Annotated in this window: 10 protein-coding genes; 5 read left to right on the top strand and 5 right to left on the bottom strand. The window is 67.7% G+C overall.

Annotation, left to right across the window (positions count from 1 at the left end):
* Positions 1 to 9: 9 nt before the first annotated feature.
* On the bottom strand, positions 10 to 1,602 hold the full coding sequence (locus tag ACRDUX_RS20560) for a PucR family transcriptional regulator (RefSeq protein ID WP_526415951.1): 1,593 nt from the start codon (positions 1,600 to 1,602) through the stop codon (positions 10 to 12).
* A gap of 83 nt (positions 1,603 to 1,685) precedes the next feature.
* On the opposite strand from ACRDUX_RS20560, the gene pruA reads away from it, so the two are divergent.
* Genes pruA through ACRDUX_RS20575 form a run of 3 tightly spaced genes read left to right on the top strand, consistent with a single transcriptional unit; the run spans position 1,686 to position 7,073 of the window.
* Positions 1,686 to 3,332, top strand: a complete 1,647-nt coding sequence (gene pruA / locus ACRDUX_RS20565) for an L-glutamate gamma-semialdehyde dehydrogenase (protein ID WP_526415953.1) — start codon at positions 1,686 to 1,688, stop codon at positions 3,330 to 3,332.
* Positions 3,333 to 3,336: 4 nt separating this feature from the next.
* Positions 3,337 to 4,299: a proline dehydrogenase family protein gene (locus ACRDUX_RS20570; RefSeq protein ID WP_526415955.1), complete on the top strand. Its 963-nt coding sequence runs from the start codon at positions 3,337 to 3,339 to the stop codon at positions 4,297 to 4,299.
* A gap of 53 nt (positions 4,300 to 4,352) precedes the next feature.
* Complete coding sequence (locus ACRDUX_RS20575; RefSeq protein WP_526415957.1) at positions 4,353 to 7,073, top strand: MGH1-like glycoside hydrolase domain-containing protein; 2,721 nt, start codon at positions 4,353 to 4,355, stop codon at positions 7,071 to 7,073.
* Between the two features lie 17 nt (positions 7,074 to 7,090).
* Here the strand turns inward: ACRDUX_RS20575 and ACRDUX_RS20580 are convergent, their stop codons facing one another.
* From ACRDUX_RS20580 to ACRDUX_RS20590, 3 genes are all read right to left on the bottom strand, one after another.
* Positions 7,091 to 7,240, bottom strand: coding sequence for a hypothetical protein (locus tag ACRDUX_RS20580; RefSeq protein WP_526415959.1), 150 nt, complete (start codon positions 7,238 to 7,240; stop codon positions 7,091 to 7,093).
* Positions 7,241 to 7,266: 26 nt separating this feature from the next.
* Entirely contained in the window at positions 7,267 to 7,578 is a 312-nt protein-coding gene (locus ACRDUX_RS20585; protein ID WP_526415961.1) for a hypothetical protein, read from the bottom strand.
* A gap of 236 nt (positions 7,579 to 7,814) precedes the next feature.
* Positions 7,815 to 8,360, bottom strand: a complete 546-nt coding sequence (locus ACRDUX_RS20590; RefSeq protein WP_526415963.1) for an NUDIX domain-containing protein — start codon at positions 8,358 to 8,360, stop codon at positions 7,815 to 7,817.
* Between the two features lie 72 nt (positions 8,361 to 8,432).
* On the opposite strand from ACRDUX_RS20590, the gene ACRDUX_RS20595 reads away from it, so the two are divergent.
* Complete coding sequence (locus tag ACRDUX_RS20595) at positions 8,433 to 9,839, top strand: AMP-binding protein (RefSeq protein ID WP_526415965.1); 1,407 nt, start codon at positions 8,433 to 8,435, stop codon at positions 9,837 to 9,839.
* A gap of 1 nt (position 9,840) precedes the next feature.
* Positions 9,841 to 10,191, top strand: a complete 351-nt coding sequence (locus ACRDUX_RS20600; RefSeq protein ID WP_526415967.1) for a VOC family protein — start codon at positions 9,841 to 9,843, stop codon at positions 10,189 to 10,191.
* 7 nt (positions 10,192 to 10,198) lie between these two features.
* Here ACRDUX_RS20600 and ACRDUX_RS20605 read toward each other — a convergent pair.
* Positions 10,199 to 12,239, bottom strand: a 2,041-nt coding sequence (locus tag ACRDUX_RS20605; RefSeq protein ID WP_526415969.1) for an Ig-like domain-containing protein, incomplete at its 5' end; no start/stop codon positions are given.

The raw sequence follows: 12,239 nt of genomic DNA on the forward strand, positions 1-12,239 counted from the left end.
AAAGGGGGGCTAGCTGGTCGCTCGCAGGCTCAGCGAAAGTAGCAGTCGCACATCGGGATCGGCCAGCGTCGTCCCCAATGCCTCCTCGATCCGGCGCACGCGGTAGCGAACCGTGTTGGGGTGCACGTGCAGCCACTGGGCCGCCGCGGCGACGTCTCCGAAGCTGTCGAGGTAGGCCCGCAGGGTGTCGACCAGGGTCCGGTCCTTCTCGCCCAGCTCGCGCACGCGCGGGTCGACGAGTCGCTCGTCCGCACCGATCATCGTGACGATCTCGTCGAGCAGCACGGTGGTGCGGGCTTCGGCCAGCGACGTCACCTGCCCGATGGCACCGGGGTGGCGCTCTGCGCTGTCGAGCACCCGGTCCACCTCCCCGCGAGCGGCCGCCACCCCCGCCAGACCCGTTGCGGGAGTGGCGATCACAGCCCGAAGCTCCAGCCCCAATTCGGCGCGCAGAGCGCCGATAGTGCCGCGGATCCACGACGACACCGACGATGCCTTACCGGTGTGCGGGAACAACACGTAGACGCGCGAACTGCCCGCTGCCACCTGTGCATCACGGCGAAAGGCGCTGGCGCTCAAGGCGAGAACGTCGGCAAGCCGTGCTGGTGCATCTCGCGCGCCGTCGAATCCGATGACTGCGACGTGCCCGTCGGCGACGATGCTCAACTCGCGCGCGACGTCGGCCAGCTGGACGCCGTCGATGGCGGCGGCCTCGCGAAGCCCGAGGAGTTCCTGGACGCGGACGGCGTGCGTGGACGGTGTCGCGGCCAGCCGTGACATGATCCGGGCGGCCAGCACGCCCGCACCGCGCAGCACGTCGTCGGCGTCGTCCGCCAGCGGCCGGGTGCCCTCCTGAAGCCAGATGGTGCCTGCGAAGACGGGCCCGCGCCTGCGGTCCGACGTCAGGTGGTGGATCCCGACCGCGCGGCGGGGCCGTAGACCCAGTTCGGGCCGCGCTTCGACGCGGACGACCTCACCCGTGGCGCGCAGGGCGTCGAAGATCCCCGCCCGGCCGATCCACGCGAGGTGCTCGGGCGGTCCCGCGCGGCCGAGGATGGACAGGCGCCGCAACTCGTCGGCCTCGTCGTTGGATGCCGAGTACGCCAGGACGTGGCTCTGGGCGTCCTCGATGCTCACCATGCCGTGGGTGCGGTCGGCGATCGACTGCGCGAGACCGAACAGGTCGGTGCCCGAGTCGTAGAGCGGATCGGCGCGATCGCCGTGGTGTTCGAAGACGTGGTCGACGAGGCGGTACAGCCGCTCCCAACGGGCCCTCGGCTCGACGGCGACCACCGCCGTGCCCGCCGCCACGGCGCGGGCCACCACGGCGTCGGAGGGCTGCTTGAGGAAGATGGCGGCGGGTGCCCGGCGCGTGACCTGCTGATTGAGCCAGTCGAGAACGCCGTCGTCGCTGACACCGAGGAGGAAGAACACGTCGGCTGACCCCGCACCCACCGCGAGCCCGAGGCGGACGTCGTCGGCGTCGACCAGCGCCGCGGACGCCACCGGGAGGTCGAGGCCGCGCGGCGCGTCGACGAGGGTCACCATGGTCGCGTCCAGCGCAAGGAGTAGCTGACCGAGTCCAACGCCGGCGGCCTTCATGTTGTCGGATCCTACCGCCGCCCGAGGCAATGTTTGTCTGATCGGCCAATGGGTCGGCACGGCGTTTGGGAGACCCTGAGCACATGACCTCCAGTGCCTTCTCGGCCATCACCGACGTACCGGTTCCCACCAACGAACCGGTGCGCGAGTACGCCCCCGGCAGCCCCGAGCGGGACCGCCTCGCCGACGCGCTGGCGGCGCTGAGCGCAGCGGACCCGGTCGACCTTCCCCACGTGATCGCGGGCCGCCACGCCATGGGCGACGGCCAGCGCATCGACGTCGTGCAGCCGCACCGCCACAGCGCGGTCCTCGGCACCCTGACCAACGGCGGGCACGCCGAGGGGACGGCGGCGGTGGACGCCGCGATCGCCGCGAAGCACGCCTGGGCCGCGACCCCATTCGACGAACGGGCGGCGGTGTTCCTGCGGGCGGCCGACCTGCTGGCCGGGCCGTGGCGGGAGAAGCTGGCCGCCGCCACGATGCTCGGTCAGTCCAAGACCGCGTACCAGGCCGAGATCGACGCCTCCTGCGAGCTCGCGGACTTCTGGCGGTTCAACGTGACCTTCGCCAGGCAGCTCATGGCGCAGCAACCCGTCAGCAGCCACGGAGTGTGGAACCGTACCGACTACCGTCCGCTCGAGGGCTTCGTCTACGCGATCACCCCCTTCAACTTCACCGCCATCGCGGGCAACCTACCGACGGCACCCGCACTGATGGGCAACACGGTGGTGTGGAAACCGTCTGTCACGCAGACGTTGTCGGCATATCTCACCATGCAGTTGCTTGAAGCCGCTGGGCTGCCGCCAGGGGTCATCAACCTGGTCACCGGTGACGGCTACGGGGTGTCCGAAGTGGTGCTCTCCGATCCGCGGTTGGCGGGCATCCACTTCACGGGTTCCACCAAGACGTTCCAGCATCTGTGGCGGGAGGTCGGTTCCAACATCGACCGCTACGACACGTACCCGCGGCTGGTCGGGGAAACGGGCGGCAAGGACTTCGTGGTCGCACATGCGTCGGCGCATCCAGACGTGTTGCGCACGGCGCTGATTCGGGGCGCCTTCGACTATCAGGGGCAGAAGTGCTCAGCGGCCTCGCGCGCCTTCGTTCCCCGTTCGGTGTGGCAGCGGATGGGCGACGACTTCCTCGGCGCCACCGAGAAGCTCGCCTACGGTGACGTGTCGGACCTGTCCAACTACGGTGGCGCGCTGATCGACGAGCGTGCCTTCGCCAAGAACGTGCAGGCCATCGAACGCGCCAAGGGCGCACCCGGCGTGACGATCGCCGTCGGTGGCGAATACGACGACGGCGAAGGCTATTTCGTCCGTCCGACCGTCCTGCTCTCCGACGATCCGACGGACGAGGCCTTCTCAACGGAGTACTTCGGGCCGATCCTGGCCCTGCATGTGTACGACGACGACCGCTGGGACGACGTGCTCGGCGTCGTCGATCGCGGATCCAAGTATGCGCTCACCGGTGCGGTGATCGCCGACGACCGCGCCGCGGTACTGGACGCCGAGAGTCGATTGCGTTACGCCGCAGGAAATTTCTACGTCAACGACAAACCCACCGGTGCCGTCGTCGGCCAACAGCCCTTCGGTGGCGCGCGCGCATCCGGCACCAACGACAAGGCAGGCTCGGCGCTGAACCTGCTGCGCTGGACGTCGGCGCGGTCGATCAAGGAGACGTTCGTTCCGCCCACCGACCACGACTACCCACACATGAAGGCGTGAGGCGATGAGCCTGTTCCAGCGGGTCGCACGGCCCGCCATCCTGGCCGCTGCCCGATCCGACGGACTGCGCCGCGCGGCCGAGCGGATGCCCGTCACCCGTCGGGTGGTGCACCGCTTCGTACCCGGTGAGTCCGTGGATGACGCTCTGACATCGGTTTCCGCACTGCGGGATTCGCACCGCTTCGTCTCCATCGACTACCTGGGTGAGGACGTCACCGACAGCGATGCCGCGGATGCCACGGTGCGCGCCTACGTGGATCTGCTCTCCGCGCTCGGCCAGCGTCGCGAGGTAGTCGACGGCCCGCGACCGTCGGAGGTGTCGCTGAAGCTCTCCGCGCTCGGTCAGGCCCTTCCTCGCGATGGCGAGAAGATCGCGCTGGAGAATGCGCACACGATCTGCAGCAAGGCGCGCGACCTCGGGGTATGGGTGACGGTCGACGCCGAGGATCACACCACCACCGATTCAACGCTGGCGATCGTGCGCGAGCTGCGCGCCGACTTCGGATGGCTGGGAACGGTTCTGCAGGCGTATCTGAAGCGGACCCAGGGCGATTGCGAGGAGTTCGCGGCGTCCGGCGCCAGGATCCGGCTCTGCAAGGGTGCGTACGACGAACCCGCGTCGGTGGCGTACCGGGACGGTGACGAGGTGACCGACTCCTATCTGCGATGCCTCCGGGTGCTGATGGCTGGCGAGGGATATCCGATGGTGGCCTCGCACGACCCGGCCGTCATCGACGCGGTGCCCGCGCTGGCTCGCGAATTCAGCAGGGGTGTAGAGGACTTCGAGTATCAGATGCTCTTCGGCATCCGCGACGCGGAGCAGCGCAGGCTCGCCGACGCGGGCAACAACGTCCGGGTATACGTGCCGTTCGGCAGCCAGTGGTATGGCTACTTCGTCCGACGCCTGGCCGAACGACCTGCCAACCTGACGTTCTTCCTGCGGGCGCTGGCCGAGCGGGGTCACTGAGCGGCGCACAGCCGGTGATCACCTAGGCTGACCCATGCCCCGAGGAGGTGTGCATGACGGTCACCGGCCCGGGTGCCGAGCAGCAACGCGTCGATGGTTTCGGTCGCCTCGATCTGGGGCTCCGCCAGGCCAGTGACTGGTATCTGTGGGGGCCGTATCTCAGTGAACGCCAGTGGGGCACGGTCCGCGAGGACTACAGCGCCGACGGCGACGCCTGGACCTACCTCCCTCACGACCACGCTCGTTCACGCGCCTACCGCTGGGGTGAGGACGGTCTTGCCGGGTGGTGCGACATCGAACAGCGGCTGTGCCTCGGGTTGGCCCTGTGGAACGGCCGCGACCCGATCCTCAAGGAGCGCGCCTTCGGCCTGAACGGTCACGAGGGCAACCACGGCGAGGACGTCAAGGAGTACTGGTGGTACCGCGACGCGGTGCCCAGCCACGCGTGGAACACCTGGCGCTACCACTACCCGCAGCAGGCGTTTCCCTACGAGCAGCTGGTCGAGGAGAACCGCAGGCGGGGCAGGCTCGATCCCGAGTACGAGTTGCTCGACACCGGAATCTTCGACGACGACCGGTACTGGGTCGTCGACGTCACCTACGCCAAGGCGGACCCGACCGACGTCCTGATGACGATCGACGTGACGAACGCCGGACCCGACACCGAAGTGCTTCACGTGCTGCCGACGCTGTGGTTCCGCAACACGTGGTCCTGGGACGGCCGGGGCGAGGAGGCGCCGGAGCTGGTAGCGACGTCGGACACCACGGTCGGCCTCGAGCACCCCTTCCTCGGGCGACTCGAAATGGTCTGCGGCACAGACCCGCTCGGTGCGACGCCGGAGCTGATCTTCTGCGACAACGAGACCAACGCCGCCAGGCTCTACGGCAACGCGGCGACGACGCCGTGGCCCAAGGACGGCATCAACGACCACGTGGTCGCCGGTGCCGACACGGTCAACCCGGCACGTCGCGGCGCCAAGTGCTCGGCCTGGTACCAGCTCACCGTCGCGCCAGGGCAGACCGCGCAACTGCGGGTCAGACTGCGGCCGGCAGGCACGCGGAGCGCACAGCTGTCCGACGACTTCTCCCGGGTGCTCGACGTCCGGCGGGCCGAGGCGGACGAGTTCTACCGGGGGCTGACCCCCGCGGAAGCCTCGGCCGACGAGGCTTCCGTCATGCGTCAAGCCTTCGCCGGGCTGTTGTGGAGCAAGCAGTTCTACCACTACGACGTGGCGCGGTGGCTCGATGGCGACCCCGGTCAGCCGCCACCGCCGCCGCAGCGCAAGGACATTCGCAACGGGCGATGGCGCAACTTCGAGGCGCTCGACATCATGTCGATGCCCGACACCTGGGAATACCCGTGGTTCGCTGCGTGGGATCTGGCATTCCAGTGCGTCGCGCTGACCCACGTGGACCCCGCGTTCGCGAAGTACCAACTCAGCCTGTTGTGCAGGGAGTGGTTCCAACATCCCAACGGTGCGCTGCCCGCGTACGAATGGGACTTCAGTGACGTCAACCCGCCCGTGCATGCGTGGGCCGCGATGGAGATCTTCGCCATCGACGGCGGCCGCGACATCGACTTCCTCAGCCGCATCTTCGACAAGCTGCTGGTGAACTTCACCTGGTGGGTGAACCGGGAGGACGCCGACGGGTCGAACCTCTTCGAGGGCGGCTTCATGGGGCTCGACAACATCGGACCGATGAACCGTTCACACCTTCCGATCGACGGTGTGCTCGAACAGTCCGACGCCACGGGCTGGATGGCCACCTACGCGCTGTGGATGGCGATGATCGCCACGATCCTGCACGTGTCCGGTCATCGACCCACCCTCGACCTCGTGCAGAAGTTCCTCGAGCACTTCGCTGCTATCGCCGAAGCCCTTGACACCGTGGGGATCTGGGATGAGGAGGACGGTCTGTTCTACGATCGCGTTCTGATGCGCGACGGCAGCGCGGTGCCCCTGCGGGTGCGGTCGATCGCTGCGGTGATTCCGTTGCTTGCGGTCGCCGTCGTCGACGACGAGGCGCTGGGTCTCACCCTGGTGACCAACAAGCGCTTCGCGAGCTATCTGCGTCGTCAGCAGGGACGCCTCGACGACGGGCTGCACGCCGGTGGAATATTGCACGCAAAGACCGGTCAGCATCAGATTCTCGTCGGCGTCACCAGTCCCGACCGAGTGCGCAGGGTGTGCGAGAAGCTGCTCGACCCCGAGGAGTTCCTGTCGCCGCACGGATTGCGCTCACTGTCGGCGTATCACCGGGACCATCCCTATGCGATCGAGATACAAGGCGTCCGTGCGGGTATCGACTACGAGCCCGCCGAGTCGACGACGGCGATGTTCGGCGGCAATTCGAACTGGCGTGGTCCGGTGTGGTTTCCGTTGAACTACCTCATCGCCAGGGCGCTCGAGCGTTACCACGAGTTCTTCGGCGACGACTTCACCATCGAATACCCAACCGGTTCCGGCACGTCCACGACTCTCGAGATGGTCGCCGCGGACATCTGGAAGCGCTTGGTCGACATCTTCCTGGTCGACGGGGACGGCCGCCGACCGTGCTTCGGCACCGTCGACCGTCTGCAGAGCGATCCGCGGTGGCGCGACGACGTGCTGTTCTTCGAATACTTCAACGGCGACGACGGGGCTGGACTCGGGGCCAGTCATCAGACCGGGTGGACGGCGCTGGTGGCAGACATCATCCGGCGCAGGCACGTCGCGTTGCCGTCGGTCGGCGAGATCATCGCGCGACTGGTACGGGAGGGCGAGACGCCCTGATGCCCGTCTGTAACGCGCTACAACCCGAGACGGGCCAGCTCCTGTTCGGTGACCAGGCGCTCGTGCTTGGCCGGAAAACTCAGCCTCCTCCTCGGGTTTCGGATCAGCAAGAGTGCGATCCGAGCCGCTCGGGTCTCCAATGTCCGGTTGATGTACACGGTGTTCACACCTTTCCTTTCGATTAATCTGGGGCTCAGGGCATTCCGGGAATGAGGGAGGCTGGATTGGTTGCGGCGGGAACGGTTGCGGCGCTGCCGCCGATCCCCGGTATGGAGCCTTGGCCACCGGTAAACGAGGACAAGAGACCGAAGTAGTCGTTCAGCGCGTTGAGCAATGCGTTCGGATCGAATGGTGTCGCGGGGGCCGGGGCAGTGTCACTGGCGAAGGGTGATCGCGGTGAGGCCGTGGCGGCGCCGACGCCAAGCGTCAGTGCCGCCAGCGCGCCCGCGATGCCAACTGCCGCATAGCCGAGAAGTCGCCGTGGCGTGGTGAGATCTGCTGGCATTCGCGCTCCCGACTCTGGCGCGGAGCGCATGGTGCACTTCCGTCACTCGGGAAACACTGGATGACAGCAGTCACGATTTGAACACGACTCCGTCACGACTTCGACCCTATGGCGTGGCTATGGGTTGCCGGCCAACCTCTTGTGGGACCTTGCCGCACCCCGCCGCACCCCGCCGCACCCCGCCCCGCCCCGCCCCGCCCCGCCCCGCCCCTTGCCGGCCAAGGCGGCCCCGGCGCCTAACGCTCGGCCAAGCGAAGCAGCGTCCACGCGGCGATCGTCTGCGCGTCGGTGATGGTGCCGTCGACGATCATCCGTTCGATCTGCGCCCCGGTGAACCATTCGCTACGCATGTCCTGCTCTTCGGGCTCCCGCTCGTGATCACCCTCGGTGATCCCGGTCGCCAGGAACACCCATCCGCGCTGGCTGCTCATGCCCGGCGCAAGGTCGAGCTGGCCGAGCACCACCAGGGACGTGGCGCGCAGGCCGGTCTCCTCGCGCAGCTCCTGGGCCGCCAGCTCGGCGGGTGGCGGCTCGTCCCCGTCGACAGTGCCCGGCGCGGTGCCCTGTGGGAATTCCCAACGCCGCAACCCGATGGGGTAGCGGAATTGCTCGACGAGCTGGTATCGGTCACCGTCCTCGGCAACCACGAGTGCGTAGGTCGGCTTGTCGATGACGCCATAGATTCCCGGGGTGCCGTCCTGGCGGCGGATGTCGTCCTCGCGAACGATCATCCAGGCGTTCTGGTACACCACGCGGGAGTCAACGCGTTCGATGGGATCCACGCGTCCAGTATCACCACGGAGGGCAGGAGCGCAGTGACCCGGGATTTGGCACGGCGCGGTAGCGTCGCTGACGTGCTGCTGACCTCGTTGAACCCCTCGGCCGTCGCTGCCGGTCACGACATCGCGGACGCCGTGCGGATCGATGGAGCGACGCTCAGCCGCAGCGACCTCGTCGGCGCGGCCACGTCGGTGGCAGAACGCGTGGCCGGCGCGGGGCGGGTCGCCGTCCTCGCCACGCCCACCGCGACCACGGTGCTCGCCATCACCGGCTGCCTGATCGCGGGCGTCCCCGTCGTTCCGGTCCCCGCCGACGTCGGGGCCGCCGAACGCCACCACATCCTCACCGACTCCGGCGCCAGGGCGTGGCTGGGCGAGGTGCCCCAGGATCCCGAGGGGCTGCCGCACGTCCCCGTCCGTCTGCACGCCCGTTCGTGGCACCGTTACGCCGAGCCGCCGCCGGATGCGACCGCGCTGGTCGTGTACACCTCCGGCACGACGGGTCCGCCCAAGGGCGTGCTGATCAGTCGTCGGGCGATCGCCGCCGACATCGACGCGCTGGCCACGGCGTGGGAGTGGACGCCGGACGACACCCTGGTTCACGGCCTGCCCCTGTTCCACGTGCACGGGCTGATCCTCGGTCTGCTCGGATCGCTTCGGATCGGAAACCGCCTCGTACACACGGGGAAACCGACGCCCGCCGCCTACGCACAGGCCGGTGGCTCGCTGTACTTCGGTGTCCCGACCGTGTGGTCGCGCATCGTCGGTGATCCGGATGCGGCCCTGGCGTTGTCGTCGGCGCGACTGCTGGTGTCCGGCAGTGCCCCGCTGCCGGTTCCGGTATTCGACGGACTGTCGCGGTTGACCGGCCACGCGCCCGTCGAGAGGTACGGCAGCACCGAGTCGCTGATCACGCTCAGCACCATCGCGAACGGGGAACGACGGCCAGGCTGGGTGGGTCTTCCGCTCGACGGCGTGCAGACCCGGCTCATCGACGACGACGGCGCCCCGGTGCCGCACGACGGGGAAACCATTGGGCGGCTCGAGGTTCACGGACCGATGCTGTTCGACGGTTACCTCAACAGAGCCGACGCCACCGCCGAGGTGTTGAGCGGCGACGGGTGGTACCGCACCGGCGACGTCGCGGTGATCGACGGTGACGGCATGCACCGCATCGTCGGCCGAGAGTCTGTCGATCTGATCAAGTCCGGCGGGTACCGCATCGGGGCGGGGGAGATCGAGGCGGTGTTGCTCGGGCACGCAGGTGTCGACGAGGTCGCGGTCGTCGGCATCCCCGATGACGACCTCGGCCAGCGGATCGTGGCGTTCGTCGTCGGCTCCGCCGCCCCGCAGGAACTGATCGACCATGTGGGGCAACAGCTTTCGGCACACAAGCGACCGCGCGAGGTACGCATCGTGGACGCCCTTCCCCGCAACGCCATGGGCAAGGTCTTGAAGAAGGAACTGGGGTTGGGAGACTGAGATGGCACTGAGGTTCACCGGCATCTGCATCGATGCCGCCGACATCGAGGCGCTTGCCGCCTGGTGGGCCGACGTGCTCGGGTGGCGTCGAGAACCCACCGACGACGGCGACGTCCTACTGCGTGCACCTGCGGGCGCCGGCCCGGACGTGCTGTTCCTCGCGGTGCCCGAGGACAAGGTCGTGAAGAACCGCATCCACTTCGACTTCACTCCCGACGATCAGCAGGCCGAAGTGGACCGTCTCATCGCGTTGGGCGCACGGCACGTCGACATCGGGCAGGGCGACGAATCCTGGGTGGTGCTGGCCGACCCCGAGGGCAACGAGTTCTGCGTCCTGGCCGCCGAGGACTGAGGATCTCTCAGAGCAGATCCTCCGGCCTTGGGGCCTCAGTCGACCAGCACGACGACCACACCTCGCCGGGCGCGTTCTCCTGGGGGAACCACGAGTTCGTGCATGCCGGTAGTGCGCCGCCGCCGCCGCCGCTGGCAACGTCGACGACGATTTCGGTAGTCGGCTCGGCGGTCTGGTCGCCCGACGGGGTCACGTCGATGTTCACGATGAAGGGCCCGTCACCCTGTCGACTCGTATAGGCGTAGTACTTGAACGTGTCCTGGCCGACGAAACCCTTGGCAGGCGTGTAGGTGAACGAGCCGTCCGCGTTGAGGCGTAGCGTGCCGTGCGCAGGCTTCGTATCGACGCCGGCCTTCCATCCCTTGAAGTCGGGATCGTCTGCGAGCACGCCCTGCCCCACCGGGACAGTCAGGGTCTTGCCCTGGACGGCGGTGTACCACTTGGGGTCGGGCTCCTCCCACCCGCCGCCGTCGTCGCCTGCCGTGACGGTGATGGCCACGCTCGCATAATCCGTTCTGCCGCTGGGATCGGTGACCGTGTAGTTCAGGTAGTCGGTGCCGACGAATCCGGGTGGGGGCGTGTACAGCAGGGAGCCGTCCGAGCGAACGGTGACCGTGCCATGGTCGGGGGCGGTGTCGATCTCGACGGTCAACCGGTCACCATCGGGGTCGGCGTCGTTGGCCAGGACGTCGATGACCACCGGGGTGCCCACCGTGGTCTGTGCCTTGTCGTCGTTCGCAGTCGGAGCATGGTTGGGCCCAAGGATGGTGACGGTGACGGTGGCCGTGCTGGTGTTGCCCGCGGCATCGGTCACGGTGTAGGCGAATTCGTCGGTGCCGACGAAACCGTCGTCGGGGGTGTATTCGATGGCGCCCCCTGGGTAACCGCTGGTGGTTCCGTGGGCAGGGTTCCCGTAGTCCGACACGTAAATGTCATCGCCGTCGGGGTCGGTGTCATTGTCGAGTACGGGGACGATCACCTGCTCGAGGTAGTCGAACGCGCCGGCGTCGTCGACGGCAACGGGAGCTTGATTGATTGCCACGACGGTGACGGCAACGGTCCCATCGGCCTCGTTCACTCCGTCGGAGACGCGGTAGCCGAACGTGACGAAACCGACGAAACCCGTTGCCGGAGTGTAGGTGAACTTGCCGTCCTCGACGGTGACCGTTCCATACTCGGGTTGATCGACGACCCATGCCGTCAGCATCTGACCTTCGGGATCGGTGTCGTTCTCCAAGGGGTCGAACGTGATTGGGGTGTCGCGTGGGGTCTGGTAGCCGTCGAAGTCTGCCACCGGGGGAAGGTTGACTGCCGCCGTCACCGTCACCGAGACGGTCGTCGTCGCAGACCCCTTGGTGGAATCGGTGACTACGTAAGTGAAGCCGTCCGTGCCGACGAAGCCTGCCTCGGGGGCGTAGACGAATGACCCGTCGGTGCCCATGACGACGGTTCCGTGAGCGGGTAACCCCGCGAGTGCGGCGGTTAGGGGATCGCCGTCCGGGTCGAAGTCGTTGGCCAGCACTCCCCAGTGGGCGTCGACCACGAGGTTGGTGTCCTGGACGGCGTCGTAGTAGTCGCGACCTGGCAGTGGGTCGTTGAAGTAGCGGCCGACGGTGATGACCACGGTGCCGGTCGCGCTGGCGCCGCTCGGGTCGGTGATCTCGTAGGTGAAGGTGTCCACACCCTGGAATCCGGCCTTGGGGGTGTAGACGAACGTGCCGTCCGCTTGGGCCACGACCGTGCCAGACAGTGGCTGAGTGCTCGTCTTGACTGTCAGAGCATCGCTGTTGCCGTCGGAGTCGTTGTCCAGCACGTGAATTGACACGGCGGTGTCGGACGGGGTGAAGACGGTGTCGTTGCCGGCGTACGGCGCCACGTTGTCGCTGGCCGTGACGGCGATGGTGACGGTCGCCGTGGAGATCGCGCCCCGAACGTCCTTGATGGTGTACGTGAAGGAGTCGACGCCGGTGAAGTCCTGCTTCGGCGTGTAGGTGAAGACGCCGTTGGCGGCGACCCTGACCGTGCCGCTCGAGGGCGCGGTGTAGGAG

This window comes from Mycobacterium sp., assembly GCF_050701675.1.
GTDB lineage: Bacteria > Actinomycetota > Actinomycetes > Mycobacteriales > Mycobacteriaceae > Mycobacterium.